This is a genomic window from Paenibacillus sp. FSL R7-0345 (assembly GCF_038595055.1).
Taxonomy (GTDB): domain Bacteria; phylum Bacillota; class Bacilli; order Paenibacillales; family Paenibacillaceae; genus Paenibacillus_AQ.
This window is the reverse complement of sequence record NZ_CP152002.1, coordinates 4,872,065-4,897,961: the sequence shown is the minus strand read 5'-3', so window position 1 is coordinate 4,897,961 and position 25,897 is coordinate 4,872,065. Positions and strand designations below refer to the sequence as shown.

The following is a 25,897-nucleotide window of genomic DNA, read 5'->3' as shown; positions in this document are numbered from 1 at the left end:
CTTCCCGGTCCGCCCGGTGAGTCGCCATTACATAGTAAGTGATACGCGTTTTAGTTCATAATGGGTTCATATAAATATTGTACAATGTGAGCAGGTGCTTTTTTGCGGGACGGTTAATGACTTTTAGAGAATGCAGGTGTATACATGATTAACATTCTGGTAGTGGAAGACAACGGCAAGCTGCGGCAGCTGATCGGTACGGTGCTGGCCAAACACGGCTACCATCCGGTGCTGGCTGAGGACGGTCAGCATGCGCTGGAGCTGCTGGATACGCAGATTATTGACCTGATTATTTCGGATATTATGATGCCCCATATAGACGGATATGAGCTGACCGGGCGGCTGAGAGAGGCGGGCTTTAATACCCCGGTGCTGATGGTTACGGCAAAAGAAAGCTTTGAAGACAAACAGCGCGGCTACCTGGCAGGTACGGATGACTATATGGTGAAGCCGATCGACGTGAATGAAATGATTCTGCGGGTCGGGGCACTGCTGCGCCGGGCGAAAATTGTAAGTGAACGCAGACTGGTGATCGGGGAGATTATCCTCGACTATGATTCGCTGACGGTTCACCGCGGGGAGCGGAGCACGCTTTTACCCCAGAAGGAGTTCTATCTGCTGTACAAGCTGCTGTCCTATCCGAACAAGATTTTTACACGCCAGCAGCTGATGGATGAAATCTGGGGAATGGACTCAGAGACGGATGCCCGGACCGTCGATGTGCATATCAACCGGCTGCGTGAACGCTTCAAGGACAGTCCGGAGTTCGAAATTGTGACCGTGAGGGGACTGGGCTACAAGGCGGTGAAGCATCTGTGAGCAGGCCGGGCAAAAACGGTAACCTGTGGGGAGCGCTGGTGCTTAGCGTCTTTCTAATCCTGCTGTGTGACGGAGTGCTCATGTTCGGCCTCAGTATGCTGATTATCAAATCAGGTCTGATTGATGTGGGACGGTTTCATATCTTTTGGCCGGTTTCGGTGCTGCTGCTTGCCAGTGTGCTCACTGGTACTGCTATTACAGCGGTTGTCGGGCGGAAGCTGCTGGCCCCGATCAACGATCTCAGTAAAGCGGCCAAGCAGGTTGCGAAGGGGGATTTCAGTGCGAGGGTAGCTCATGAAAACCATAAAGTAGACGTGATTGGTGAAATGGCGGTTAACTTTAATAGCATGGTTCAGGAGCTGGGCGGTATGGAGACGCTGCGTAATGATTTTATCGTCAATGTGTCACATGAATTCAAAACACCGATTGCTGCTATCGAGGGCTATGCCACGCTGATGCAGGATCAGGAGCTGTCGCCGGAGGAACGTGCGGATTACAGCCGGCTGATCATTGAGAGCACCCGTCAGCTGTCATCGCTGTCCAGCAATATCCTGAAGCTGTCCAAGCTGGAGAACCAGGAGATTGTTGGCGGCAAAAAAGAGTTCGCCCTCGACGAACAGCTCCGCCAGGCGCTGCTGCTGCTGGAAGCCCAGTGGAATGATAAGGGGATCAACCTGGAGCTGACGCTTGAGCCGGTTGTTTATTACGGGAACGAAGAGCTGCTGATGCAGGTGTGGCTGAATCTGCTCAGCAATGCGATCAAATTCACGGATAACGGCGGGGAAGTAGCTGTCAGCCTGTTGAGCGCGGAGGATGCTGTTACTGTGCGGATCGCAGATTCCGGTACCGGGATGACCGAGGAAGTGATGAAGCGGATCTTCGAGAAATTCTACCAGGGCGACAAGTCGCGGTCGGCAGAAGGCAACGGCCTCGGCCTGCCCTTGGTGCGGCGGATTGTGGAGCTGAGCGGGGGGAGTGTATCAGTGGATAGCACGCCGGGGAAGGGCTCGGTGTTTGCGGTTAGGCTGCCGGTGTAAGGTGGGGGGATGATGCGCCAGAGCAGGTGTGAATGCGGAGGTAGCTGCTGAAAGTAAAAGCTGCGGGCTGGAGTGCTGGATGTAGAGCGTGAATGCTGCGTGTAAGTCTGTGTGCTGAAAGTAAGACTTCCCTCACGAACGTAATGCCTGCGGGCTGCTTGGTGAACACGGAACCCACCCCCTGTGCGGGATAGCTGCACTTTGTGCAACTAAAAACAGCAAAAAATGCCCTCTGCGCCGTATAACTGCACTCTGTGCAACTAAATCTGTCCGAATCGGCTAAAAAGGCCGTTTTCGGCTTTTTTAGTTGCACGAAATACACTTAAAGCGCTGTTGAAGCCAAAATCAGCGATAATAAGTGTAAAAAGTGCAGCTAAGTTATAGAACGAGTCCATGGAAGGTCATCATCTAACGTCTACATTATCTACAAAACAACCCTATGCCTGCCGTATCCCTACACGTTGGAGGATGCCTGACCTGGATTGACCGCCACGAAGCTGACTTTGGGGCAGGATTGTTGTATGAATTCGCCGTAACGGATAAGGTGAGCGGAGTTTTATATGGTGCGATAGCCTTGTCCCGCAACGAAAAATTCAACAATGGCGAGCTGGCTTACTGGATCGGTGAGGAGTTTTGGGGGAACGGGACGCTACTTAGGCGGCAGAGGCGATGCTGAAGTATGCTTTTGAAGACAGGCTGTACCATAAGGTATTCGCACTTTACGGGGGGAAGTATATGAGGCTATTGGCATGCACAACTCACTGAAGCAGACTTCCGGCAGCGGAATCTTCGAATTCTGCGGCGTTGAAGTGCTGGAGCAATTCCTGTTCGGCGGCATTGGCAGCGGTGCGGGTAATGAAGAGCTCAGCAAGATGCTGGCTCAGGTAAAAGCAAAATTCAGCTCCCTGTAAGCTGCAGAATCAGCATATAAAATAAAGAAAAGAACGGCACCCGGTGCCGTTCTTTTCTTTACATTAGCAGGAGTCAATGAACTCAACTCGTTTATTTTGCGCCTTTATCTTTCAAAATTTCCTGAACCTTGCTAACCATCGCGGTTCCGTCTGTGCGGGTGATCGGGTCCTTCGGGTTGAAATTACCGCCTTGGTCCAGGCTGACAATCTTGAGGGCAAGCGCCGTCTGGATCGCCCCGGAGTTCAGAATATCCATTTGATCCTCATCAGCAACTGTAACCGGAACAAGCTTATACATCGGCAGCTGGCCGCTTGACTGCAGCGTATTAATCAGGAGGTAGGTGAACGATTCTCTGCTCATACTGGCAGCCGGGCTGATCTTGATCTGCAGATCCGCTTCAGGACCTACAGCTTCCTTAATCAGTTGCACGGCTTCTTCTGCGGTGAGGATCTCGCTCTGAGCCGTTGGTGCCGGATGGGCTTTCAGGTACGCCAGCGCATTGCTGATCTCAACTGCAGCCTCAGCCCGGGTAATCTGCTGCTTCGGATTCAGCTTGCCGTTATTGTCCAGCTTCACTACCCCGTAAGCCAAAGCACGCTGGAGTGAGCCGGAATACTCTGCCGTTACCTGATCCTGATCTGCGAATTCCACAGGGGCGATTTTGATCATCGGCAGGCGGCCGCCCAGCTCAATTGCATCAATCAGCTGATGGGTAAAGGCTTCCCGCGTCAGCTTGCTGCCCGGCTGCAGATCAGCCGGCAGGTCCAGGCCGTGTACACCGGCAATGATGAGTGCCTGTGCGTACCATGCAGAATCATTCGCATTCACAAAATAATCGGAAGCCTTCGGCGCTTTCACAAACCGGATCGTATCCAGATTGAGGCCGGCTGCATTGACGATCATCTGCACACCCTCCGCTTCAGAGATCGGCAGATGCGGGCCGAACTTCGTTGTGCTAATTCCTTTGACCAGCCCCTGATCCTGCAGAGCGATGATTTTTTCTTTATCTGCTACATTATTCAGATCGGAAAAAGCAGCAGCGGAAGCAAATTGTTCTCCGGCAAAGCTGAACGCAATGGCGGCTGCGGCAGATAGTGTAACAAGTTTGAATGATTTTTTCATTAGAATTCACCTCAGGGTGTAGTTTGTTGTTATTTGCTTTCATAGACGGACAAAGGTGCAAAAAGGTTACAACGATTTTTTTATCCGTAAGAATGAACGATTCCCCTTGGCTGAGCGTATTACAGTCAGTTGATTAACAGTATGGGAGAGGTGAAGGCATGCTAACCATCAGACAGTTTTCCAAAAGCTATAAGGGCGGAAAGAAAGCCGTACATAACCTGAGTCTTACAGTCGAAAAAGGGGACATTTACGGCTTTATCGGACATAACGGGGCAGGCAAAACGACGACGATCCGGGCGGTCGTGGGCGTAATGGATTTTGAAGAGGGTGAGATTGAAATCGACGGTATTTCGATGAAAAAAGACCCTTTGGCCTGCAAATCACGGATCGCGTACATTCCTGACAATCCGGATCTGTACGACCATCTCACAGGGATTCAGTACCTGAGCTTCATCGGCGATCTGTTTAACGTATCCCGGAAGGACCGTGAGCTGCTCATTGCCAAATACGGCGGCGCTTTTCAGCTGACCCCCCATCTCGGGGATCTGATCTCCGGATATTCCCATGGCATGAAGCAGAAGCTGGCGATTATCTCTGCGCTCATTCACAAGCCGAAGCTGCTGGTACTGGATGAGCCTTTTGTCGGACTGGACCCGAAGGCGGCACATACGCTAAAAACGATCATGGCAGAGGTATGCAGCGAAGGCAGTGCGATTTTTTTCTCGACACATGTACTGGATACGGCAGAGAAGCTGTGCAACAAGATCGCGATTATTAAAGCCGGTGAGCTGATTGTCCAGGGGCTTACAGAGGAAGTGATAGGGAAGAACAGTCTGGAGGACGTATTCATGGAGCTGATTGATCATGATTAATGTCTGGAGATTAACGAAACTGCAGCTGATCTCAACCTTTGGCCTCAATAAAGCCCTTCATACAACGGATGCAAAAGAAAGACGGAAGCTGCTCCTGCTCAGCATCGCTATTCTGGCAGGTGTGCTTATGATCGCCGTTTTTTCGTTCGGGTACAGCTATGCGATGGCAGCAGCTTTTGAGCAAATCGGCCGGTTAGACCTGCTCCTGGCGATTATGATGGCGGTCACGTCCATTGTCGCCTTCTTCACCACAGTGTATAAAGCGGGCGGCGTGCTATTCAGTTACAAGGACTATGATCTGCTGATGTCGCTGCCGGTGAAGACGAGTCATGTGGTGGCGAGCCGGGTGCTGCAGCTGTATGTGCTGAATTTGTTTTTTACCCTGATGGTCATGCTGCCGGCAGGAGCGGTTTATGCGTTAAAAGTGCATCCGGAAGCATATTACTATCTGCTTTTTGTGCCGCTGCTGCTGTGTATTCCGCTGATTCCGATTATTGCAGCGACCGTGATTGGCGCGCTGATCAGCTGGTTTTCCTCCCGGTTCCGGGCGAGCCGGATGATCAATCTGGTGGTAACCCTGTTGTTCGTGGTTGCTCTAATCCTGGGTTCATTCACACTGGACGGGAGCGAGCCGGAGCTGGCAGATCTGGGAACAGGGCTGGCGGACACGATATTCAAGCTATACCCGCTTACAGAGCTGTATGTGAATGCTGTGAGTGCATACCGGATGGATGCCTTTCTCTTGTTTATATTGCTGTCCGTGCTTGCATTTGTAGTGTTCAGCACCGTGCTGGGAACCCGCTATAAAGCGATTCATACGGGGCTGTCGACCAGCCGGGCAAGCGGAAGATATAAGATCCAGCCGCTCAAGGCATCCACAGCTTTTCAGGCATTGTACCGCAAGGAGCTGCGCCGCTATTTCAGCTCCTCTATCTATGTGCTGAACACCGGAATCGGCATGGTATTGCTGCTCGTAATGTCTGTCTCCCTGCTGTTTACCAGCCCGGAGCAGCTGGGACAGCTGGCCGACATTCCGCAGCTGCAGCAGTACCTTAATACTCTGGCGCCGCTGTTCGTATCCTTATTCGTAGCCCTTAGCTGCACTACATCCAGCTCCGTTTCACTGGAGGGAAACAACCTGTGGATTCTGCGGAGTTCTCCTGTGCCCAAGCATATTATCTTGCTAAGCAAGGTAGCGGTGAACCTGACCATTACCATACCGGTCACAGTTGTGAGCTGTGTGCTGCTGATGATCTCACTGGGCACAGGCTGGGCAGACAGTCTGCTTTTGTTAATAATTCCGGTCATCTACGCCTGCTTCTCGGCGCTAATAGGTGTCATCGTGAATCTGAAGCTGCCGAAGCTGGAGTGGACGAATGAGGTTCAGGTCGTCAAGCAGAGTGCGGCGGTGCTGGTTGCAATGCTGCTGGGCTTCATCAGCCTGATTGTTCCGGCCGGACTGTCGCTATTGCTGACAGGTGTGGACGGCAGGATAATTATGCTTGGGGCCGGAATCATACTGGCAGGATTGTGTGCGGGGATGTACAGGTATTTGAAGAATGCGGGAGAACGGTTGTTTTTGGGGTTGTGACTTAATAGTATACAGGCAATACCCCTCCGCTAGTTCTGGCGAAGGGGTATTAATCGTTTTCAGCAGCTGCTGAGCTCAGTGGTTAAGGATTTTTTGTTTTATCTGCCATTCGTGCAATCGACTCGATGTCCTGGTCGGTTATCAGATCCAGAAAATGTCTTCGTATAGCCTTTGAAACGATGGGCAGGGCTTCAGCCAGTGCTGACTTTCCGGCAGACGTAATCATAACCTGTACACCCCGGTCCGTGTCAGAAGGTTTCCTCAGAACCAGACCGCGCTTCTCCATACGCGTTAAATGATGGGACAGACGGCTTTTATCCCAGTCCATTGAGTCAGCTAACTCATGTTGCCGCAGCTTGCCGTTCCCAAACTGAACTAACCTATCCAATACTCCGAAATCACCCTCTGATAGTCCGGTATGATCAGACATTTCTTTTACAACGCGGCCGAAAACACGTTTAAAAGAGCCTTTCCACATATTCCATATTTGCATCTCATCTTCATTAAGCTCGCTCAAATTGTCCATGAAGATATAATATCATGGTTGACGTGTCAACAACAAGGTGGTAAAGTGATCTATTGAGTTGACATGTCAACCTAGGAAAGGTTTGCTCTATAGGTTGATACGTCAACTTGTGTGGAGTTTAACAGTTACAATACGAAAGGAAGTGTAGGGTTCAATGGAATATGTAAAGCTTGGACGAAGCGGATTAGAGGTATCGAGGCTTAGCCTTGGAACCATGGGCTTCGGGGTGCCGGAACGCGGAAATACCCCATGGTCACTAAAGGAAGAGGAGAGCAGACCGGTTATTAAGCAGGCAGTTGAGCTGGGAATTAACTTCTTTAGTACTGCAAATATGTATTCCGACGGAACCAGTGAAGAAATTCTTGGACGTGCTTTAAAGGATTTCACCCGCCGTGACCAAGTTGTTATTGCTACAAAGGTTTTCGTACCGATGCGTAAGGGGCCGAATGCAATGGGACTTTCCCGTAAAGCGGTCATGACCGAGGTGGACCACAGTCTCAGAAGGCTCGGAACAGATTACATTGATCTATATCAGATCCATCGCTGGGACTCTGCTACACCAATTGAAGAAACGATGGAAGCCTTGCACGATTTAGTTAAGGCAGGCAAGGTCAGATATCTGGGCGCCTCCTCCATGCTGGCATGGCAGTTCGCGAAAGCTCAGCATACCGCGGAGCTTAATGGCTGGACACGGTTTATAGCGATGGAGAACAGGCTGAATCTGCTGTACCGGGAGGAAGAAAGAGAAATGCTTCCGCTCTGTAAAGACCAGGGCGTTGGCATCACGCCGTATCTGCCGCTGGCCGCAGGCCGTTTAACCAGAGACTGGGATCAGACCACGCCAAGGTCGGAGAAGGATCAGATTGCAAGAGCAATGTTTATTAATACGGAGGAAGGAGACCGTAGAGTCGCTGAGAGAGTAGCGGAAGTTGCAGCTAAGCGGGGAATTGGGCGTGCTCAGGTTGCACTTGCATGGCTGCTTCAAAAGGAAGGAATTACAGCTCCGGTCATCGGGGCTACCCGGATCAGCCATCTTGAAGAATCTGTTTCTTCGCTGGAAATTCAGCTGAGTGCTGAAGAAATAGCAAGCTTAGAGGAACTCTATATTCCACATCCCTTAATATGACTTAGAATGACTTCAATCACTTTCTTTTATATCTAAACGATCTAGTATTTATGATAATATTCGTATGCAACATAACAATAAATAATTTAACAACAAGGCCATCCCATCTGGGGTGGCCTTTAGCTTGTTGACTTAGCCGGCTAGCTCAGCATTAATCTTTTTTAAAGAGAAGGGATGAGATTGTAATGACTAATAAACCGCATGAACCGGTATGGTCAAGGCTCGGCTTTCCTTATCCGCCAGAAGAAGACGCCATGCTTAACCATCAGGCCTTCAGGGAGGGGGAAGGAGAGCGTGTTTGAGTGGCTTGATATAGAGAGGATGTCAGATCACAAAAAGGCTAAACATAAAAACCGGTACCGCTGTCCATGGGGGAAGACAGCAGCGCCGGTTAATTTATAATGCCAGATTAATTGCGGATCATATAATCGAATGCACCGAGGGCGGCGGTAGCGCCGGAGCCCATGGAGATGATGATCTGCTTGAAAGGACTGTTGGTGCAGTCGCCTGCTGCGAACACGCCCGGGATGCTGGTTGCACCATGGTTGTCGACGATGATCTCGCCGAAGCGGGTGCGTTCCAGAGTCTCGGCAAGCCAGTCGGTGTTCGGCACAAGGCCGATCTGGACGAAGACACCTTCAAGCTCAACATGCTGCTCCGTACCGGTGTCGCGTTCGATAAAGGTAATGCCGTTCACCTTGTCGGTTCCCGTAATTTCCTTAGTCTGAACGTTCTTATGCACAGTTACGTTAGGCAGGCTGTACAGACGCTGCTGGAGTACCGAGTCTGCCTTCAGCTCCGGCATGAATTCGAGAACGGTCACATGGCTGACGATACCCGCCAGATCAATCGCCGCTTCGATACCGGAGTTGCCGCCGCCGATTACAGCGACATGCTTTCCAGTGAAGAGAGGGCCGTCACAGTGCGGGCAGTACGCCACGCCTTTGTTCTTGAACTCGGCTTCACCGGGAACACCCACATTGCGCCAGCGGGCGCCAGTGGAGAGAATGACCGTCTTGCTCTTCAGCACGGCGCCGTTCTCCAGCTCGATTTCGATGAGTTCCTTCTTCTCCAGGCGCTTGGCGCGCAGAGTCTTCATCACATCGACCTCGTATTCCTTCACATGCTCTTCCAGGCTCGCAGCGAGCTTCGGTCCTTCGGTGTACTTCGTACCGATGAAGTTCTCAATGCCCATCGTCTCCATAACCTGACCGCCGAAGCGCTCAGCGACAATACCGGTGCGGATACCTTTACGGGCGGCATAGATAGCCGCACTCGCGCCGGCAGGACCACCGCCGATAACCAGAACATCAAAAGGTGCCTTATCGGACAATTCGGAAGCGTCCGGTCCGGTACCCAGCTTGGCGAGAATTTCTTCGGCGGTCATCCGGCCGCTGCCGAAAAATTCACCATTCAGGTAGACGGATGGCACAGCCATAACTTCCTTGCTCTCGACTTCGCTCTTGAAGGCTGCACCGTCAATCATAGTGCTAGTTACGCCGCTATTCAGGACGCTCATCAGGTTCAGCGCCTGTACCACATCCGGACAGTTGTGGCAAGTCAGGCTGATGTAGGTCTCAAAGTGATATTCACCCTTGAGGCTCTTGATCTGATCAATCGTTGCCTGTTCAGCCTTAGGAGCTCTGCCGCTTACTTGCAGCAGTGCCAGTACCAGCGAGGTGAATTCGTGGCCGAGCGGAACACCAGCAAAAGTAACGCCGGTATCTTCGCCCGGACGATTCACACTAAAGCTCGGCGTACGCGGAAGTGTAGTATGTTCAATTTTAATATTGGCCGACATGTCGGCCAGCTCATTCACCAGAGACAGCGTTTCTTGCGAAACGCTGTCGTCTCCGGCGCTGACCTTCAGCAGTACCTCGCCCTCCATGAGCTGAAGATACTGCGCTAATTGTGCTTTGATATCCGCATCAAGCGCCATTTTTCATCCGCTCCTTAGATTTTTCCTACCAGATCAAGGCTTGGCTTCAGGGTTGTGCTGCCTTCCTGCCATTTAGCGGGGCATACTTCACCTGGGTTATTACGTACGTATTGAGCAGCTTTGATCTTGTTAACCAGGATGCTGGCATCACGGCCAATGCCGTCAGCATTGATTTCGATAGCCTGGATCACGCCGTCAGGGTCGATGATAAATGTACCGCGGTCAGCCATACCGGCTTCTTCAATCAGAACGTCGAAGTTGCGGGAGATGGTGTGGGACGGGTCACCGATCATGATGTATGTGATTTTGCCGATAGCTTCGGAGCTGTCATGCCATGCTTTATGTGTAAAGTGGGTATCAGTGGAAACGGAGTATACTTCAACACCCAGTCTCTTCAAAGTTTCGTATTCGTTCTGCAGGTCTTCCAGCTCAGTAGGGCATACGAAGGTGAAATCCGCAGGGTAGAAGCAGACTACACTCCATTTACCTTTTAGATTAGCTTCGGATACATCGATGAAACTTCCATTGTGGTAAGCGGACGCTTTAAACGGCAGGACTTCTTTTCCAATCAGGGACATTTTTATTTTCCTCCTAAAATTGTTTTCTGCACAAGTGCGGGCTTTTTGAGCCATCCTTGTATAGCAGTTCTTTATTGATAATTATTATCATCTAGAAATTATTATTTGTCAAGTGCGGGTTATTAATTTCACAAGTCGTTCATACAGGCAAGTACAACCATAATATACACGGGGAAATGGCTTCCCATACATGGGCACAGCAGTACAGAATGGAGTTAGTGCCGGTTAACATAGATCAATTGGGGAGTACTAGAAAGTATTCGGAGATTCACAAATAAATTACCCTGCTGCCGTGCTGATGAATGTGTAAAAAGTATGAACATTGCCGTTCCTAATAAACAGAGAATTTCCATGTGAAATTTCGAACAATCTTGCGCTGAGCTTCGTAATGTAAGATGACAGAGCAGACGGAGGGGGAGAATGATTAGCGACAGACAGCTTATAGAAAGCTACAGATTGGGTCAGCGGGAGGCTCTTGAATGTCTGATCAACAGGTACAGGGATGATTTATTCCGGTTTTGCTATCATCTTTCACTGGAAAAGCAGGAGACAGAAGACCTATTTCAGGAGGTATGGGTGCGTGTACTCCGTAAGCTGGAGAAGTATGATCCGGAGCGGCCGTTTAAGGCCTGGCTGTTCCAGGTGACCCTTAATATACATAAGGACCGGTACCGGAAATGGAAAAAGCTCCGTGAGCGCCTGGCGCTGGCCTGGACCGACGAAAGCAGCAGGTTTAAGGAAACCGGGGATGATGCGCCGTTAACAGAAGATTTTTTGATGAAAAAGGAAGAGGTTCTGTACCTTGAGCGATGCCTGCGAACACTGCCCAAGCGATATCTTGCTCCGTTAGTATTGTTTTATTATGAAGAATTCAGCTATGAAAGTATCGGAGAGGTGCTTGATGTTCCGCTGGGGACGGTAAAGTCCAGGCTAAATCAGGGAAAAAAGCTGCTTAAAGCAGCGATGGGGGAGCGAATAGAGTGAACGAGCCAATGGACAATGAGCAGCTGTTAAAAGAATACTTCAACGCTCCGGTAGCCGCACCGCCTTATTTAGTCGCCAGTACACTCCGAAGAATAGACGAAAGTCAGCCTCTCGGCTTATTGATGAGTGCCGCTGCCCTGAATATGACTGTAGCGCTGATTCTCGCGTTTATCCTGCTGGCCGCACCGCTCTTATTGCTCTGGAAAATAGGGATACTGCTGGTCTTTACACTGTTTCAGGCTATTGCCGTAGCGCTGCTGGTTTATAACATTTCCGCGAGCTCTTTGGAGACCTCGGCGAATTAGATTAAGGAACAATACCATCTCCGGAAAGGAGCACTATGAAAAACCGGATAGGGCTGGAAAAGTGGATTTTTTGGTTGTTGACGGCAATTGTTGTAATGGGATTTGGCACTTTTTTTGTTGTAATGGCTCCTTCTATAAAAGAAGTGTTTGAGGATGATTATGGCTGGCTCACGGTGATTGCTGGGCTTATGCTGCTGTATTTTGCTTTAAATGTGCTGATCGCCGTGTTCATCTATAAAGATGCCTCAAGGAGAAAAATGAATCCCTGGCTGTGGATGCTGGCCGTCATCTATATTCCTAATTTTATCGGACTGCTGCTTTATCTGTTTACCCGCAGACGGCAGCATACTCCTGTACCGGCAGATCCGGGAAGTAATTTGGTGAAGTGTCCTCATTGCGGTAACTTAATTCACCCCTAAGGAGTGTCGAGAGTGATGAACAAGAAATGGATTGTACCGGGAGTGCTGGTATTTGTGCTGGCAATGCTGCTTACCGCCTGTGAAAAGAAAATAATGTACGTGGGTTCGGATTTCGGCTCTAAAGTTAAGGCTTCGTATAAGCTCTTCACCGGAACAGATGTGAAGAAGATTAAGCTAAAAAGCGGGGAGACGCTTGTGGTGGACTATAAGTCCAAGGTGGAAAAAGGGGAGCTGACGATAAAGCTATATGATCCCGATGGTCAGCTGGTCAAGGAACTGGACACGGGCGAATCAGGAAGCGAGGAGATTGAAGCAGACAAGGATGGAAAGTATAAGTTTGAAATCACGGGGAAAGGCGCCAAAGGCAGCTATGAAATTAAGTACAGCACGGAATAATACAGTTGAGCCTTTAATGTAAAGCAGTGACTGCCAGGGATAAGTTGACCTAGTCTACTAAAAAATTGAAAAAACCTCTCTTAAGAAGCTGTTAACTCAGGCTCGCTTCCAAGAGAGGTTTGTTAATCTGCCGGCAGTAGTTCAATCCTATAAATCTTCTGCACCGGCAGGCTGTTTTTTAGTTGCTGCATTTGGCTTAGTATACATTTTATTCAGTATAATCGTTTGCACGATAATGAACATGCCGCCAACCGCCCAATATAGCGGTAACGCGGCGGGCATTTGAAAAGAAAATATACCCATCATCACCGGTGACAACAATCCGAGGAATACCATTTGTTTATTTTGATTTTGCTGAATCTGCGCTGAAGCGGATTGAGACACGCGGAACTGAACGTAGTACACCGCAGCGGCAATTAGCGGCAAAATCAGATCTGGTTTCCCCAGGCTAAACCATAGAAAATCGTGAGCTGCAATCTCCGGAGTGCGACGAATGGCGTAATAAAAGGCAAGTGTAATCGGCCATTGAAGCAGCATCGGTAAACACCCCATATTCAGGGGATTAAATTGATGTTTCTGGTACAGCTGCAGCATTTCGGCCTGCTGCTGTTTTTTTGCATCCACACGACTATCGTTTTTATACTTCTCGTTAAGTGCAGTTAATTCCGGCTGCAGGACGGCCATCTTTTCTTTTATGTCCGTTTGCTTCCTGGCTTGATTCATCATGAGCGGCATAATCGCAAGTCTGATAATGAAGGTCATCAGTACAATCGCTAATCCGTAGTTTCCGTGAAAGGCATCCGCGAAGAATTTGATCATGACCGAAAAGGGATAAATCAATAAGTGATTAAATATCCCTGCTGAATCGGCATTAATCGGGTCTGATGGGGATGCCGCCGAACATCCGCTGAGCACAATGACCGGAAGAACTCCAATCAGCATGAAGAGAATGGGCTTGGCCCATTTTTGGAGCAATACAATCTTTTTCATCGTTGTCCTCCCTGATTGAATGAATGGAATATCAATGTGGGGAAGGACGATTGTCGTCTTCATCAGGTGCTTTTCTTCGTCTGGCGATACGTATGATCCACCGCTGAATACTGCTTACCTGCGGTAGTCTGACAGCTGCATACCTGGTTGAACCGGCTGCAGCAGTTTCATGATTACAGTGTATCTTCTGTGCAGAAAAACAGGCGAATGGAAGTAAAACTAAGGAAGAGAAGAGTGCAATTGAGAATGCCAGTTGAACCAAGTCATAAAAATGCTCCAGTCAGGTTCACCTCCGCATGAGCCGTATGGGAATGATTTGAATAATGATCATACGTCAGAGCAACTGCGGGGTTTCATTAAACTGTGGAAACTGTGGCTAGGGCGTGGGAAACGAGTGTATCTGCTTCTGGCCTTCCGCTGAAAGCTATCTGCTATGATGTCGAAGTTAATTGATGTTATTATTATGTCATTATTAATAACATAAATTAAGAAATTTTAAATTTTAAGCTTGCAATGTGCTTGTTCCTTGCTATAATTATGAATAAATCAGAATGGAAATAACCGAAATAACAACTAAATGTTATATTAAGTAACGCTGAATTTTGATTATATTTTTTTGATCACAAAAAAGAACAGTGTTCCGTAAATGAGAACGACAGAACGATAGAGAGGTGGTTACTGATGAAATCAGAATCTATGCCAGAAAAGAAGCCCAAACTGGAGACAGCGCACCGGATGCTGCTGCTGCTCGAATGTTTCACTGATGCCAAGCCGGAATGGGGAGTAACAGAATTGAGCGAGGAGCTGGACTGTTATAAAAGTGTGGTTCATCGCATGCTCTCCACTTTGGAGGGGCGCGGATATGTTACCCAGAATCCAGCGAATAAAAAATACTCCCTCGGCCTTAAGCTGTTCGAGCTGGGTATGGTAGTAGCCCGCGGTATGAACCTTCGGACCTTGTCCAAGCCGGAGCTAAAAACGCTGGCAGAACAGACCGGAGAATCCGTGTTATTGACGGTAGTGGACGGACATTCCGGGGTATGTATCGAGAAATTCGAGAGTCATGAGTCGATCAAATCAACTTCCCAGCTCGGAAAGAGAGTGCCGCTCTACGGCGGAGCCCCGACCAAGCTGCTGATGGCTTTCTTACCGGAGCCGGAGCAGGATGAGATCATTGCCGCCGGCCTTCATGCATTTTCTCCTTTTACGGAGACCGACCCGGACACCCTCCGCGAAGCCCTCGCTCAAATCCGCAAGCAGGACTACAGCTGGACTTTTCAGGAAGTGGATATGGGCTCGGTAGGCATCGCCTTTCCTGTAAGAAATCATGAGAACCAGGTTGTGGCCTCGATATCCGTGCTTGGCCCCCAGTTCCGGATGGAGGACAAGATGGAGAAGTGTCATGAATGTTGCAGACAGGCTGCCCAGACGATTTCCTTGAAGTTAGGCTCCAAATGGGTTTATCAGGCCCGAGGTGCGGAAGTTTAGAACTGCTCCCGGAGGATACAGGGGCTGCAGCAGGAAGGAGGACATATGGAAAAGGCAAACCGTTTTCTGATGATTTTTGGACGAGGCCGGGAACAGGAGAAGAAGGAAGGAGGGCTGCGAAAAGGAGGGCTGCTGGACAGGCTGGATCGTCTGAGTGATACTTCGACAGCCTATCTGTATTTAATGCCTACGATGACACTTATTTTGTTAACCGTAATTGTGCCGATGCTGTACGCGCTGTTCATCTCATTTAGTAAGGTCGCTTTTACTCAAGGCAGCATGACCTATGATTTCGTCGGACTCAGCAATTACATGCAGCTTCTGCGCGACGCCCGTTTTCCGGATGTGCTCTCCAACACGGTGTTCTTCACTGTCACCAAGGTCGTAGCTACCCTGGCTATCGCTTTCGGCATTTCACTGACCATATATTTCGGGGTATGGGGGGCAGGTTTTTTCAAACGGATCTTCCTGATTCCCTGGGCGCTCTCCAATGTAGTCAATTCCCTGATGTGGCAATGGATGTACAGCGGAGATTACGGAATCTTTAACGAGGTCCTGCTGAGGCTTGGCTTTATTGATGAATATCAAATGTGGCTGGTCAACGTACATACGGCCATGTCGGCAGTGTTATTCGCGGACATATGGAAAAGTGTCCCCTATGTAGCCTTGCTGCTGCTGGCAGCCATGCAATCCATCCCCAGAGAGCTGCACGAAGCGTCCAAAGTGGACGGCGGCGGCCCGATAACCGCCTTCTATCATATCATTTTGCCTCATATCAAGCCTGTCATCATGGTTCTGCTCGTTATTGAGACGATGTGGACCTTACGGGTGTTCGACCTGATCTGGCTGCTTACCAAAGGCGGGCCGCAGGACAGCACCATGACCCTTAACGTATTCGCCTATGAACAGGCATTCCGCAACTTCGACCTCGGCTATGGAGCCGCAATCAGCTACTGCATTACGATTTTGACTCTGATATTCACCTTTTTCTATATGAAAACACTGAAAGTAGAGAATTAATCAAGAATCCATGGATACGAGAGGAGATTGCAGGATGAAAAAGGAATGGTGGAAACAGAAGCAATTCCCGGCAATTGCAGGATTGGCATTGGTTACGGTGGTTTCGGGCTGCAGCGGATCAAATGCCGGAGACAACGGGGAAGCAAGTGCAGCGGATGATGGTGATAAAGGGGAGATTACCGTTTTGTATGTCGGAGACCAGTTCTGGCAGGATCAAGCTAAGGAATTTGAGCAGGTCTCCGGCATTAAAGTTAATTATGAAGTGGTGAACTTTACCGAGCAGCATGACAAGCTGGCCACCGCCTTCGCCGGCGGAAGCACGGAATATGACATTGTGCATGTCCGTGACGATTTTGTGGCAGAATTTGCCCCGAAAGGCTTCCTCACCCCGCTGGATGATCTCATTACAGAAGATATGAAAGCTAACATTTCCGATAGCTATTTTACTCCGCTGATGAATGGCGGACAGATCTATGGATTTCCCCGTTACCTGTGGCCGTGGCAGTTCTACTACAACAAGGCGCTGTTTGCCGAGGCAGGCATAGAGAATCCGCCGGCAACCTGGGCTGAGTTTACCGCTGTTGCCGAGAAGCTGAAAGCCAAGGGAATAACGCCTTATGCCGAGCCTTGGGGCGAAACCTTCTCCTATACCCCGTTTATTGTTCATCTGCGGTCAGAGGGCGGGGAATTCTGGGATGAGGAACAGGATCTGCCAACCTTTAACAGTCCGGAGGGGGTACGGGCGCTTCAGTTCATGGCGGATATGAATTTGAAAGACAAGATCATCAGTCCGCAATCTGTGCAGTATGACAGCACTGCGCCATTAGCCGATGCTTTTGCACAGGGGACGATTGCCATGATGATGAATGCCCCGCATACCTATCCTTTGGCCAACAATCCGGAAACCTCCAAGATTACAGGACAGGTTGGGGTAGCCCTGGTGCCGGGAGCCCAGCTTAAGACTGCCTCCTATGCCGAGACAGGCGGCCTTGCGATTCCGGCAGGCTCGAAGAACAAGGAGCAGGCGATGGAATACATCAGATTCGTGACTTCTACGGAACAGGAAAAAGCGATGGCCATCGGCATAGGACGGATTCCTGTGGATAATGTGGCGCTCCAGGATGCTGAGGTGCAGGAAGCGAATCCTCATTTTGCTTCTGTAGCGGAGCAAATGGAGTACCCTTACGGAATGTTTAAGCATGAAAAGGCCGCTGCGATTTCCACTGAAGTGTCCAGACATATTTCGGCTGCCGTTGCCGGCCGGGAAACTCCTGAAGAAGCGCTGCAAGCTGCCGAAGCTAACGTGCTGAAGCTTATCGGGAAATAACGGGCGCTGCACAGCTAATAACGAGGAGGTACGGAATATGAATCACACGGCAACGCCCAGACGTACCCTCCGGCGTGCTGTCAAAGGCATTCTGGTTCGGGGCATTTCGCTCAGTCTGATGTTATATGTACTCTTTCCCTTTTTGTGGCTGGTGCTGTCCAGCGTGAAGCTGCCTGTAGAACTGCTGTCGCGCCCGCCTGTCATCATCCCGGAGAAGCTTACGTTTAAATATTATGCCAACCTCTTTGAGAATGGTTCGTTTATGACGGCGGTATGGAACAGTCTAATCGTTGCCGGGTTTACCACTCTGCTGTCACTCGTTCTGGGCGTGTTCGCATCCTATGTGTTCGCAAGGCTGAAGTTTCCCGGCAGGAAGACTGTATTTCTGACGATACTCGGCTCACAGATGCTGCCGCAGATGGCTTTGCTGATCCCGTTGTTTATATTGATGCGGATGACCGGCTTGCTGTACAGCTTTCAAGGTCTGGTGCTGGCGTACATTACCTTTTCGCTGCCTTATGTGGTATGGATGTATTACTCCTTTCTGCAGTCCCTGCCGCATGAAATCGAGGAGGCTTCCCGGATAGACGGCTGTACCCGGCTGCAATCCATCTTCAGGATTATGCTGCCGCTGTCAGCAACGGGCCTTACGGCCACTGGAGTATTTGTCTTCATTGGAGCGTGGAATGAATTTCTGCTCGCTTCGGTACTTACCGATTCCGGGAGCAGAACGCTTCCGTCCCGTATTTCCGAATTTATCGGCCAGGACCGCATCGCCTATGAGCTGATGTTCCCGGCCGGGGTAATTTCTTGCATTCCTGTTCTGGTGCTGGTGCTATATTTCCAGAAATATATTGTTCAAGGCCTGACGGAAGGCGGAGTGAAGTAATCAAATCCTGATGAAGCACCTTATTCTGAACAAGAAAGGGATTCCTTATGAGAGAACCGGCAGATTTATTAATTACAGATTGCAGCCTCATGACACCTGAATTCGATATTCTGGACAACCAGTACGTAGCCATCCGGGACACACTGATTATCGCGATTGGCAAGAAAGAAGAGATCAAGGACAAATACGAGCCGAAGGAGGTCCTGGAGGGCAGGGGCAAGCTGCTTATGCCCGGGCTGGTGGATGCCCATACGCATACCTGCCAGCAATTCCTGCGGGGCCGGACCCTTGGCGAATATCCGATGATCTGGTCGCGGATCCTTGTTCCGTTCGAAAGCAGCCTCAGCGAAGAGGATGCTTATCTGGGGGCACAGGTAAGCTGTCTGGAGATGCTGAAATCGGGCACAACCTCCTTTGCTGAATCCGGCGGAGTCCATATGCACAAGGTGGCGGAAGCGACGATCGAATCGGGACTCAGGGCGGCAATCACCTGTTCGACTATGGACACAGGCCCGTTCATACCTGAATCCATGCTGGCATCATCGCCTGAGGAGGCCGCTTCACGGATCGAGGAGCTCTACCGCGCCTATAATGGTGCGGGTGAAGGGCGGCTGCGCATCTGGTTTGCACTGCGGCAGGTAATGACAAGTACACCGGCTTTGATCACTTTAATGGCAGATAAGGCCAGAGAGTATAATGCCGGGCTGCATGTTCACCTCGCCGAACACCGGGATGAGGTCAGCTACTGTCTGCAGAATTACCAGAAGAGGCCTGCAGAGGTGTTCGACCAGTTCGGTGCACTCGGCCCTAATATGCTGGCAGCGCACAATGTTGTTCTCTCCGATGGCGAGATTGCCCTGATGAAGGAGCGCGGCGTCAAGGTTGTCCACTGCCCGAGAAGCAATTTCGGCAGCCATGGCTTTCCAAAAACACCTACGCTGATGCAGCAGGGGCTGTCCATCGGAATGGGCAGCGACGGAGCGGCAGGCTCAAGCCTCAGCCTGTTTGATGAAATGCGTGTATTCCGTTCCGGACTTCACGCCTTCTGGGGATTGCCGATTTTTGATCCGGTCGTTATTCCGGCACATGAGCTGATCCGGATGGCCACAAGCGGCGGCGCACAGGCACTGCAGATCGAAGATCAGATCGGCACGATTGAGATCGGCAAAAAAGCAGACCTGATCCTGATTGACATCAATCAGCCTCATATCAGTCCGACTCACCGGATGATCCCTACCATTGTGGAATCCGTGAACGGCAGTGATGTCCGCGATTCCATTATCAATGGAGAAGTCGTAATGAAGGACCGTCAGATTCTGACCATGGATGAAGAGAAGATTCTTTACGAAAGCGGCAGGGCGCTGCCCCGTGTAGCTGTTAGAGCGGGAATATAGGATACCCGGGACACGAATGAGATCATCGACAGGAGTGTGAGAAATGAGTAGCCGCAAAATTCTTATGATAGATACCGATACTGCCGGCGATGATTGTACTGCACTGCTGCTGGCGCTCCGCTGGCCGGATGTGGAAGTCAAAGCGATTACAACTGTAGCAGGAAATGTTCCCCTGCCGCTGTGCACACGCAATGCGCTGACCACACTGGAGATCGCGGAACGGCCGGATGTTAAAGTCTATCCCGGAGCAGCCAAGCCGCTGATGCGGGAGCTGTTCACTGCAGAGCATATTCACGGCTCAGACGGAATGGGCGGAGCTAATTTTTCTGAACCTGCGCTTAAGCCCGAGCAGGAGCATGCGGCGCTGGCCATCATCCGCCTGATCAATGAGTATCCCGGGGAGATCGAGATGATTGCACAGGCGCCGCTTACTAACCTGGCCCTGGCCTATTCACTTGATCCTTCTATTGCCGGAAAGCTGAAGCATTTGTGGGTGATGGGCGGGGCGAACAATTTCATGGGCAATGACAGTCCGGCTGCCGAGTTTAATTTTCTCGTGGATCCCGAGGCCGCTCATATTGTAGTTCACGCCGGCTTTAATCTCACGATGGTCGGATGGGATGTATGCCAGCGGAATCCGGTGATGGTGGAGGAGCATTTCCGGAAGATCGAAGCCATGGGCACCAGCTTTGCCGGCTTTTATATGAAGGTGCTGAAGACAGGCATGGAGCTCGGGCTGAAGCGTGGGGTCGGCCGCAGAATCTCCCATCCGGATACGCTTACGGTAGCTATGGCGATTGACAACAGGGTTATGGCACGTTCAAGCCGTTTTTATATTGATGTCGAACATAAAAGTGAGCTGACCAAAGGGTACAGCCTGGTTGATCAGAATGGCATACTGAACAAAGAGCCTAATGCGGAAGTATGTATGGAGGCAGACCTGGACTTGTTCCGTGAGATGGTATTTTCGCTGCTGGAGCAGAAGTAGTCCGAAAGGAGTGGCATCAGGTGGAAGAACAGGTCTTTGTGCAATCCGAACAATATATTGTCATTGCAGGCGTTGTTGCCAGGTGCAGGGACCGTATTTTAGGCGGACAGAAATTTTATTTGCAATATCCCTACGACGGCAGCGTCAGGGCTGTCAACCGGGAGTCCGGCGGCACCGCGAATATAGAGAGCTACGTATTCGGCAGCAAGGAAGCCGCGCAGCAGGCTGTTCTGGGACAGACACTTAATCCCTGTGCACTGACCTGGCAGGCGTTCGGGCTTCCGGCCATATATTTGGCAGGCTTTCACGTATTCCGTCATGATGCGGTAGAGGAGGGCCGGAGAATGCGGGAAAGCTGCCGCAGATACGGGTTTGAAGGGCTTTTTCCGCTGGATAAAGAGGACTATGACAATCTGGGGCAAAGGGATACGGCTGCAATGATCTTTCATGCTAACGACGGCCTGATCCGTGAGGCGGATATTGTTATGGCCAATCTGAACCCCTTCCGCGGTGCTGAACCGGATTCCGGTACGGTATTCGAATGCGGGCTTGGATATGCGCTCGGCAAAAAGTTGTATGGTTATCTTTCCGATGGCCGGACTATGAATGAACGGCTGGAAGAAGCTATAGATCCTCATACGAAGCTGTATAGTGACGGCATGCATGTGGAGGATTTTAATCTGCCCCTGAATCTGATGCTTGCGGTGCCGATGGATATTGTCATTGGCGGGCTTGAGGAATGCCTGATCAGAGCGCAAAAGGATTATTATGGAGCAGGCTGAGTTTCTGCTGAAATGAATGCCAGGCTCGGCGTAAGGGCACAAGCCTGCTTATACAAGTAACCCGGTCTCCTTCAATGCAATCTGAAGGGCCGGGTTTTTAATGCCTAATCCTCCGTTATCGAACCGAAGTCAGTGATTATGGTATGGTTCGCTTAGGCTTGCATACACGCCCTAACATAGCAGGGATGTTTTTTTGGTTTTCAGCAAGCCAGATCATTTCCTTAGCGAAGCGGGCTGGCGGTACACTATGCTGATCCATATTAGCATGAATCCACCATGTGCTTTCCATATACCACAACGACTGTAATGAATATGTTAAATAGTCTTCTGCCACGTTCTGTTCCTCGCTGTACCCTTCCATAAATGCCGAAGCCAGGGAGACATCTAAATGATCATCTAAGGCACATGATATAACAGCACGGGCTACATCAAGTTGCGGATAGTCATACTTTAGCCGGTCGAAATCCAGAATTGCACTTAATCCGTTGTCATTAAATAAAAGATTATCTACCCAAAGGTCACGATGTGCCCATCCTGCTTGAAGGAAATCGAGTATTTCCATATCCATTTCTTCAGTTGCCTTAATTTGAGTTTCTATATCCCCAAGCAGCTGGGGTTTACCAGCCTCCCTAGTCTTTTCCCTGACTAAGCTCCAATGTGCTAAACGCTCCTCGCGGCTTGGAGGAACAAATTGCGGTCTATTATTAATGCCAAATGTCCCGTCATTTAATATCCGGTGCATTTTTCCTGTTGCCCGGCCTAAATCGTATATTTGGCGGGCATTGGTCTTGCCTGGCGGAATTAATATGCCCTGGCAATATTCCATCACCATGAAGAGCTCGCCATTATCCGATTCAAGCAAAATACTTTCATTGTGGGAAAACAGCCTGGGGCACGCCAGACCTTGGTCATGCAATCTAATCTGCTGAGTGAATGCAAATAATAGCTCCCCATGGTTAAATAATTTATATCTTTCTTTGCTATATTGTTTAAGTAAAAACTCTCCTGCATCAGTCGTAACTTTCCATTTTAAGTTTAACCAGCCTCGTTTTATTGAAGTCGTTTCAATTACATTCAACCCGAATAAACGATGAAAGGTTTGTATTAGGTCATCCAGGATCATTTCCTCTGCTGATCTAGCTTCCATTTGGGTCAACTCCCATATGTATAATGTATATGTCTATATTCCCTATTGGGACTTATATAACCTTCCCGGATAAACGCTTCAGAAACAGATGACGGCTGAAGGGCTTGATGGTATTCTGGAATAAATTCTTAAATAACAAGGGGGCTGGCTATAGATGCAGAGGATTATCGGAATGTACAAGCAATTTTTATGGGAGCCTCTTTGGTTTAAAATTCTGATTATAGCTTCCTTGCTTGCTGCAGTGGTCTTCAGCAGTTCGTTTTTTGCGGATCACGGGTATTATCAGAGTATTGCCAAAATCGCAGCCGCCATCTTTTTTGGAGCTTATGGGATCAAATTCAGGTCTAATACCCGGATTGCTGTTATCTTTTTTGGAGTTGCAGCCATTTGTGTGTTTCTGTCATGGACATACTTGAACTGAATATTAAGATTAAGCGGCCTTCATCCCCGGGTGTTTTCCCGGGATGGGGGCCGTTTTGTTTTGCCTGCAAGCTGTCACGAAAAAGCACTGGAAATTCCTTCTTGCATTCTGCCGGAGACTCTGTTAAGTTGATATTAACATAATGTAATTATCAAATGGTTAATATGTAATGAGCTCAGGATAAGCAGAGAAAATGGAGGGATGCAGCATGAGTAAAGTTACGGGAAACTGGAAGTGGTTTGAAATCGTCTGGCTGATTGTCTTTTCGGCAATAGGGGTACTTTTCACATTTCTGTCCAAGGATTCATTATTTGGCTTTACGGTATTTATCACCGGGATACTGTGTGTGGTGCTTACGGCGAAGGGAAAGCTGATGAGCTATGTGTTCGGGATGTATAATACATTCGGTTATGCGTATCTGGCCTATGTTAATGGATTGTTCGGGGAAGTGCTGCTGAATCTGCTGTTTTTTGTCCCGATGAACATTGTCGGCTTCTACATGTGGCGTAAGAATTTTCAGGGCGGTACACTGGCGATGCGTCAGATGGAGGTTAAGGGCATCCTTCTGGTTGGGGCAGTTTGTATCTCCGGGTTCCTGCTGTTAGGCTGCGGCCTGTCGTTCATACCCGGGCAGAACTCGCCTTATATTGATGCTCTGACTACTGTATTGTCGGTTGTTGCAACGATCCTGATGGTACGCAGATTCAAGGAGCAGTGGCTGGTCTATATTGTGCTGAATATGTTCACAGTGCTGCTGTGGGCAATCCGGACATCGGAGGGGAGCGGCGAAGGCCCGCTGATGATCGTCATGTGGAGCGCCTATCTGCTCAACGCGGCTTACGGCTACTATAACTGGAACAAAGGTGCGAAGGAGGCTCTGGCATGAAGACTCTTGGACTGACACTGGGCAAATTTGCCCCGCTGCATAAAGGGCATCAGTATATGATCGAAACGGCGCTGCGAGAGGTGGATGAGCTCATTGTGGTGATCTATGAAACGGCGGTATCGCCTATTCCGCTGCACATCCGGGCGGGCTGGATCCGCAAGCTGTATCCGGCGGTCCGGGTCATTGAAGCCTGGGACGGTCCTGACGGCTATTCCGACGACAGGGAGCATGAGATCCGCGAGGAGCAGTATATTCTGGGACTGTTACAAGGTGAGCAGATAACCCGCTTTTATTCCAGCGAGTTCTACGGTAAGCATATGAGCATCGCTCTTGGTGCGGCAGACCGGCGGGTGGATGAAGCACGCGTGAAGGTACCGGTATCGGCCACGATGGTCCGCTCCGATCCTTATAAGTACCGGGATTATGTCAGTGATCTCGTGTACCGGGATTTAATTACGAAGGTCGTCTTTGTGGGAGCAATGTCCACCGGCAAATCCACCATTACCGAAGCGCTGGCCCGGAAGTACCGGACCGCTTATGCCAGTGAATACGGCCGCGATTACTGGACAGAGCATCAGGTGGACCGCCGCATCGGGCTTACGGCGTTTGACGAAATTGCAGCCGGCCATATAGAGCGGGAGGAGCAGGCGCTGCTTGCGGCGGACCGGTATCTGTTTGCCGATACGAATGCGATCACGACCTATATGTATGCGCTGGATTATCACGGGCAGGCACCGGAGCTGCTGACCCGGCTGGCTCTGGAGAATGCGCAGCGGTATGATCTGTTTTTTCTGTGCGACGACGATATTCCTTACGATGATACGTGGGACCGCAGCGGGGACCAGAAGCGGCATGTGTTTCATAAGCAGATCATTGCCGATTTACAGGCACGGCGGATTCCGTATATCACGCTCAGGGGGAGTCTGGAAGAGCGCATGCGCAGGGTAGATGAGGTGCTGGCTTCATTCAAGCCTTACAGCAATTTTTTTGGCGGACAGGTATAGTAGTGGTATTAGATGAATGAGGGGGCAGCGGCAGTGGAAATGGTGGATCGTAACGGACTTACGGAGTGTGAGTTTTTGGAGCAATACCGGGCAGGGGATTATGAGCGGCCTTCGGTGGCGGCAGATATGGTGATTTTTGCGGTCGCGGATGCGGGGCAGGGGGAAGATCGCGGCTTTCCGGAAAAAGAGCTGCGCCTCCTGCTCATCCGCCGGGGAGGACATCCCTTTCTCGGAAAATGGGCGCTGCCGGGCGGCTTTGTCCAGCCGGACGAGACGGCAGACCAGGCTGCTGCGCGGGAGCTGAGCGAGGAGACCGGCTTGAACGATGTTTACCTGGAGCAGCTGGGAGTCTACTCTGATGTCGGGCGGGACCCGCGCACCTGGGTGATAAGCTGCAGCTATATGGCACTGCTCAGCAGCGGGCGGCTGCAGGTACAGCCAGGAGATGATGCCCAGGATGCTGCCTGGTTCAAGGTGAGCTACCGCAAGCTGGCGGAGCATAAGGAGCGGCTGGATAAAGGATACGTTCAAGCATGGACGTATGAGCTTAAACTCAGTAACGGAGGGGAAGAGCTGAAGGCGGTTATAAGCCGGACTGTCACGGCCAGGCTGCATTCGAAGTCCGTTGCCTACTCTGTGCAAATGAATGACGGTCTTGCTTTTGACCATGCCAAGATCATTGCCTGTGCCGTTGAACGGCTGCGGAAGCAGACGCAGGACAGCGATATCGCGCTGCACCTGATGCCGGAGCAGTTTACCTTGCCGGAGCTGCAGCAGGTGTATGAAGGAATATTGGGCGAGGAGCTGCCGGCGGATGAGTTTGAGCGCAAGGTGGAGGGGCTTGTAGTTGAGACAGCTGAGTACCCGGATGATGCGGGACACGCTGGTGCTCGGTTGTACCGGAGAAATTGGGAGGTCACGCCGGAGAATTAACT

General features: G+C 50.2%; 28 protein-coding genes. 22 read left to right on the top strand and 6 right to left on the bottom strand.

Annotated elements, in window-relative coordinates:
* Positions 1 to 144: 144 nt before the first annotated feature.
* The 4 genes from NST84_RS21295 to NST84_RS21280 all read left to right on the top strand — a co-directional run bounded on the left by NST84_RS21295 (position 145) and on the right by NST84_RS21280 (position 2,767).
* The gene (locus NST84_RS21295) at positions 145 to 819 is read left to right on the top strand and encodes a response regulator transcription factor (RefSeq protein ID WP_342562148.1); all 675 of its coding nucleotides are present in this window, start codon (positions 145 to 147) and stop codon (positions 817 to 819) included.
* Positions 816 to 1,856 carry a HAMP domain-containing sensor histidine kinase gene (locus NST84_RS21290; RefSeq protein WP_342562147.1) on the top strand — a complete coding sequence of 347 codons (1,041 nt, stop codon included), beginning with the start codon at positions 816 to 818 and terminating at the stop codon, positions 1,854 to 1,856. The genes NST84_RS21295 and NST84_RS21290 overlap by 4 nt, the downstream gene beginning before the upstream one ends.
* 439 nt (positions 1,857 to 2,295) lie before the next feature.
* Positions 2,296 to 2,532: a GNAT family N-acetyltransferase gene (locus NST84_RS21285; protein WP_342562146.1), complete on the top strand. Its 237-nt coding sequence runs from the start codon at positions 2,296 to 2,298 to the stop codon at positions 2,530 to 2,532.
* Between the two features lie 73 nt (positions 2,533 to 2,605).
* Entirely contained in the window at positions 2,606 to 2,767 is a 162-nt protein-coding gene (locus tag NST84_RS21280; RefSeq protein ID WP_342562145.1) for a hypothetical protein, read from the top strand.
* Positions 2,768 to 2,858: 91 nt separating this feature from the next.
* Here NST84_RS21280 and NST84_RS21275 read toward each other — a convergent pair whose 3' ends face one another.
* Positions 2,859 to 3,890: an S-layer homology domain-containing protein gene (locus tag NST84_RS21275; RefSeq protein ID WP_342562144.1), complete on the bottom strand. Its 1,032-nt coding sequence runs from the start codon at positions 3,888 to 3,890 to the stop codon at positions 2,859 to 2,861.
* A 158-nt stretch (positions 3,891 to 4,048) separates the two neighbouring features.
* Between NST84_RS21275 and NST84_RS21270 the strand changes: the two genes are divergently transcribed.
* The gene (locus NST84_RS21270; RefSeq protein WP_342562143.1) at positions 4,049 to 4,762 is read left to right on the top strand and encodes an ABC transporter ATP-binding protein; all 714 of its coding nucleotides are present in this window, start codon (positions 4,049 to 4,051) and stop codon (positions 4,760 to 4,762) included.
* Complete coding sequence (locus NST84_RS21265; protein WP_342566484.1) at positions 4,755 to 6,353, top strand: hypothetical protein; 1,599 nt, start codon at positions 4,755 to 4,757, stop codon at positions 6,351 to 6,353. Before NST84_RS21270 ends, NST84_RS21265 begins: the two co-directional genes overlap by 8 nt.
* Positions 6,354 to 6,435: 82 nt before the next feature.
* Here NST84_RS21265 and NST84_RS21260 read toward each other — a convergent pair whose 3' ends face one another.
* Positions 6,436 to 6,879: a MarR family transcriptional regulator gene (locus tag NST84_RS21260; RefSeq protein WP_342562142.1), complete on the bottom strand. Its 444-nt coding sequence runs from the start codon at positions 6,877 to 6,879 to the stop codon at positions 6,436 to 6,438.
* Positions 6,880 to 7,033: 154 nt separating this feature from the next.
* Here NST84_RS21260 and NST84_RS21255 point away from each other — a divergent pair, with 154 nt between their 5' ends.
* On the top strand, positions 7,034 to 8,005 hold the full coding sequence (locus tag NST84_RS21255; protein ID WP_342562141.1) for an aldo/keto reductase: 972 nt from the start codon (positions 7,034 to 7,036) through the stop codon (positions 8,003 to 8,005).
* Positions 8,006 to 8,414: 409 nt separating this feature from the next.
* On the opposite strand, the gene ahpF is transcribed toward NST84_RS21255, so the two are convergent.
* Together ahpF and ahpC are read right to left on the bottom strand one after the other, a co-directional pair.
* Positions 8,415 to 9,944 (bottom strand): alkyl hydroperoxide reductase subunit F, encoded by a 1,530-nt coding sequence (gene ahpF, locus NST84_RS21250; protein WP_342562140.1) that lies wholly within the window; start codon positions 9,942 to 9,944, stop codon positions 8,415 to 8,417.
* 14 nt (positions 9,945 to 9,958) lie between these two features.
* Positions 9,959 to 10,522: an alkyl hydroperoxide reductase subunit C gene (gene ahpC, locus NST84_RS21245; protein ID WP_342562139.1), complete on the bottom strand. Its 564-nt coding sequence runs from the start codon at positions 10,520 to 10,522 to the stop codon at positions 9,959 to 9,961.
* Between the two features lie 420 nt (positions 10,523 to 10,942).
* Between ahpC and NST84_RS21240 the strand changes: the two genes are divergently transcribed.
* From NST84_RS21240 to NST84_RS21225, 4 genes are read left to right on the top strand one after another with little or no spacing between them, the layout of a single operon-like run.
* Positions 10,943 to 11,506 carry an RNA polymerase sigma factor gene (locus NST84_RS21240; protein WP_342562138.1) on the top strand — a complete coding sequence of 188 codons (564 nt, stop codon included), beginning with the start codon at positions 10,943 to 10,945 and terminating at the stop codon, positions 11,504 to 11,506.
* Positions 11,503 to 11,811, top strand: coding sequence for a hypothetical protein (locus NST84_RS21235; RefSeq protein WP_342562137.1), 309 nt, complete (start codon positions 11,503 to 11,505; stop codon positions 11,809 to 11,811). The genes NST84_RS21240 and NST84_RS21235 overlap by 4 nt, the downstream gene beginning before the upstream one ends.
* 35 nt (positions 11,812 to 11,846) lie before the next feature.
* Positions 11,847 to 12,230, top strand: a complete 384-nt coding sequence (locus tag NST84_RS21230; protein WP_342562136.1) for a PLDc N-terminal domain-containing protein — start codon at positions 11,847 to 11,849, stop codon at positions 12,228 to 12,230.
* Positions 12,231 to 12,245: 15 nt separating this feature from the next.
* Complete coding sequence (locus NST84_RS21225) at positions 12,246 to 12,626, top strand: hypothetical protein (protein WP_342562135.1); 381 nt, start codon at positions 12,246 to 12,248, stop codon at positions 12,624 to 12,626.
* 147 nt (positions 12,627 to 12,773) lie between these two features.
* On the opposite strand, the gene yidC is transcribed toward NST84_RS21225, so the two are convergent.
* Complete coding sequence (gene yidC / locus NST84_RS21220) at positions 12,774 to 13,616, bottom strand: membrane protein insertase YidC (RefSeq protein ID WP_342562134.1); 843 nt, start codon at positions 13,614 to 13,616, stop codon at positions 12,774 to 12,776.
* Positions 13,617 to 14,297: 681 nt separating this feature from the next.
* On the opposite strand from yidC, the gene NST84_RS21215 reads away from it, so the two are divergent.
* From NST84_RS21215 to NST84_RS21185, 7 genes are all read left to right on the top strand, one after another.
* Positions 14,298 to 15,104, top strand: coding sequence for an IclR family transcriptional regulator (locus tag NST84_RS21215; RefSeq protein ID WP_342562133.1), 807 nt, complete (start codon positions 14,298 to 14,300; stop codon positions 15,102 to 15,104).
* Positions 15,105 to 15,149: 45 nt separating this feature from the next.
* Positions 15,150 to 16,124 carry a sugar ABC transporter permease gene (locus tag NST84_RS21210; protein ID WP_342562132.1) on the top strand — a complete coding sequence of 325 codons (975 nt, stop codon included), beginning with the start codon at positions 15,150 to 15,152 and terminating at the stop codon, positions 16,122 to 16,124.
* Between the two features lie 34 nt (positions 16,125 to 16,158).
* Positions 16,159 to 17,451 carry a sugar ABC transporter substrate-binding protein gene (locus NST84_RS21205; RefSeq protein WP_342562131.1) on the top strand — a complete coding sequence of 431 codons (1,293 nt, stop codon included), beginning with the start codon at positions 16,159 to 16,161 and terminating at the stop codon, positions 17,449 to 17,451.
* Positions 17,452 to 17,488: 37 nt separating this feature from the next.
* Entirely contained in the window at positions 17,489 to 18,340 is an 852-nt protein-coding gene (locus tag NST84_RS21200) for a carbohydrate ABC transporter permease (protein ID WP_342562130.1), read from the top strand.
* Between the two features lie 89 nt (positions 18,341 to 18,429).
* A complete protein-coding gene (locus tag NST84_RS21195; protein WP_342562129.1) occupies positions 18,430 to 19,734 on the top strand; it encodes an amidohydrolase in 1,305 nt (434 codons plus the stop codon).
* 43 nt (positions 19,735 to 19,777) lie between these two features.
* Positions 19,778 to 20,722 carry a nucleoside hydrolase gene (locus tag NST84_RS21190; RefSeq protein ID WP_342562128.1) on the top strand — a complete coding sequence of 315 codons (945 nt, stop codon included), beginning with the start codon at positions 19,778 to 19,780 and terminating at the stop codon, positions 20,720 to 20,722.
* Between the two features lie 20 nt (positions 20,723 to 20,742).
* Positions 20,743 to 21,504, top strand: a complete 762-nt coding sequence (locus NST84_RS21185; protein WP_342562127.1) for a nucleoside 2-deoxyribosyltransferase — start codon at positions 20,743 to 20,745, stop codon at positions 21,502 to 21,504.
* A gap of 136 nt (positions 21,505 to 21,640) precedes the next feature.
* Here NST84_RS21185 and NST84_RS21180 read toward each other — a convergent pair whose 3' ends face one another.
* A complete protein-coding gene (locus tag NST84_RS21180) occupies positions 21,641 to 22,651 on the bottom strand; it encodes a phosphotransferase (RefSeq protein ID WP_342562126.1) in 1,011 nt (336 codons plus the stop codon).
* Between the two features lie 154 nt (positions 22,652 to 22,805).
* Here NST84_RS21180 and NST84_RS21175 point away from each other — a divergent pair, with 154 nt between their 5' ends.
* The 4 genes from NST84_RS21175 to NST84_RS21160 all read left to right on the top strand — a co-directional run bounded on the left by NST84_RS21175 (position 22,806) and on the right by NST84_RS21160 (position 25,895).
* On the top strand, positions 22,806 to 23,072 hold the full coding sequence (locus NST84_RS21175; protein WP_342562125.1) for a hypothetical protein: 267 nt from the start codon (positions 22,806 to 22,808) through the stop codon (positions 23,070 to 23,072).
* 208 nt (positions 23,073 to 23,280) lie between these two features.
* Positions 23,281 to 23,958: a nicotinamide riboside transporter PnuC gene (gene pnuC, locus NST84_RS21170; protein WP_342562124.1), complete on the top strand. Its 678-nt coding sequence runs from the start codon at positions 23,281 to 23,283 to the stop codon at positions 23,956 to 23,958.
* On the top strand, positions 23,955 to 24,962 hold the full coding sequence (locus tag NST84_RS21165) for an AAA family ATPase (protein WP_342562123.1): 1,008 nt from the start codon (positions 23,955 to 23,957) through the stop codon (positions 24,960 to 24,962). The genes pnuC and NST84_RS21165 overlap by 4 nt, the downstream gene beginning before the upstream one ends.
* Positions 24,963 to 24,995: 33 nt before the next feature.
* Entirely contained in the window at positions 24,996 to 25,895 is a 900-nt protein-coding gene (locus NST84_RS21160; protein ID WP_342562122.1) for an NUDIX domain-containing protein, read from the top strand.
* Positions 25,896 to 25,897 lie beyond the last annotated feature (2 nt).

Excerpts from the sequence above, each read along its gene's own strand:
- NST84_RS21260 (WP_342562142.1), bottom strand. The coding sequence starts at position 6,879 with ATGGACAATTTGAGCGAGCTTAATGAAGATGAGATGCAAATATGGAAT.
- NST84_RS21215 (WP_342562133.1), top strand. The coding sequence starts at position 14,298 with ATGAAATCAGAATCTATGCCAGAAAAGAAGCCCAAACTGGAGACAGCG.
- NST84_RS21190 (WP_342562128.1), top strand. The coding sequence starts at position 19,778 with ATGAGTAGCCGCAAAATTCTTATGATAGATACCGATACTGCCGGCGAT.
- NST84_RS21225 (WP_342562135.1), top strand. The coding sequence starts at position 12,246 with ATGAACAAGAAATGGATTGTACCGGGAGTGCTGGTATTTGTGCTGGCA.
- NST84_RS21295 (WP_342562148.1), top strand. The coding sequence starts at position 145 with ATGATTAACATTCTGGTAGTGGAAGACAACGGCAAGCTGCGGCAGCTG.
- NST84_RS21255 (WP_342562141.1), top strand. The coding sequence starts at position 7,034 with ATGGAATATGTAAAGCTTGGACGAAGCGGATTAGAGGTATCGAGGCTT.
- NST84_RS21275 (WP_342562144.1), bottom strand. The coding sequence starts at position 3,890 with ATGAAAAAATCATTCAAACTTGTTACACTATCTGCCGCAGCCGCCATT.
- yidC (WP_342562134.1), bottom strand. The coding sequence starts at position 13,616 with ATGAAAAAGATTGTATTGCTCCAAAAATGGGCCAAGCCCATTCTCTTC.
- NST84_RS21175 (WP_342562125.1), top strand. The coding sequence starts at position 22,806 with ATGCAGAGGATTATCGGAATGTACAAGCAATTTTTATGGGAGCCTCTT.
- NST84_RS21230 (WP_342562136.1), top strand. The coding sequence starts at position 11,847 with ATGAAAAACCGGATAGGGCTGGAAAAGTGGATTTTTTGGTTGTTGACG.
- NST84_RS21240 (WP_342562138.1), top strand. The coding sequence starts at position 10,943 with ATGATTAGCGACAGACAGCTTATAGAAAGCTACAGATTGGGTCAGCGG.
- NST84_RS21280 (WP_342562145.1), top strand. The coding sequence starts at position 2,606 with ATGCACAACTCACTGAAGCAGACTTCCGGCAGCGGAATCTTCGAATTC.
- NST84_RS21270 (WP_342562143.1), top strand. The coding sequence starts at position 4,049 with ATGCTAACCATCAGACAGTTTTCCAAAAGCTATAAGGGCGGAAAGAAA.
- NST84_RS21285 (WP_342562146.1), top strand. The coding sequence starts at position 2,296 with ATGCCTGCCGTATCCCTACACGTTGGAGGATGCCTGACCTGGATTGAC.
- NST84_RS21200 (WP_342562130.1), top strand. The coding sequence starts at position 17,489 with ATGAATCACACGGCAACGCCCAGACGTACCCTCCGGCGTGCTGTCAAA.
- NST84_RS21205 (WP_342562131.1), top strand. The coding sequence starts at position 16,159 with ATGAAAAAGGAATGGTGGAAACAGAAGCAATTCCCGGCAATTGCAGGA.
- ahpF (WP_342562140.1), bottom strand. The coding sequence starts at position 9,944 with ATGGCGCTTGATGCGGATATCAAAGCACAATTAGCGCAGTATCTTCAG.
- NST84_RS21195 (WP_342562129.1), top strand. The coding sequence starts at position 18,430 with ATGACACCTGAATTCGATATTCTGGACAACCAGTACGTAGCCATCCGG.
- NST84_RS21165 (WP_342562123.1), top strand. The coding sequence starts at position 23,955 with ATGAAGACTCTTGGACTGACACTGGGCAAATTTGCCCCGCTGCATAAA.
- NST84_RS21210 (WP_342562132.1), top strand. The coding sequence starts at position 15,150 with ATGGAAAAGGCAAACCGTTTTCTGATGATTTTTGGACGAGGCCGGGAA.
- NST84_RS21180 (WP_342562126.1), bottom strand. The coding sequence starts at position 22,651 with ATGGAAGCTAGATCAGCAGAGGAAATGATCCTGGATGACCTAATACAA.
- ahpC (WP_342562139.1), bottom strand. The coding sequence starts at position 10,522 with ATGTCCCTGATTGGAAAAGAAGTCCTGCCGTTTAAAGCGTCCGCTTAC.
- pnuC (WP_342562124.1), top strand. The coding sequence starts at position 23,281 with ATGAGTAAAGTTACGGGAAACTGGAAGTGGTTTGAAATCGTCTGGCTG.
- NST84_RS21265 (WP_342566484.1), top strand. The coding sequence starts at position 4,755 with ATGATTAATGTCTGGAGATTAACGAAACTGCAGCTGATCTCAACCTTT.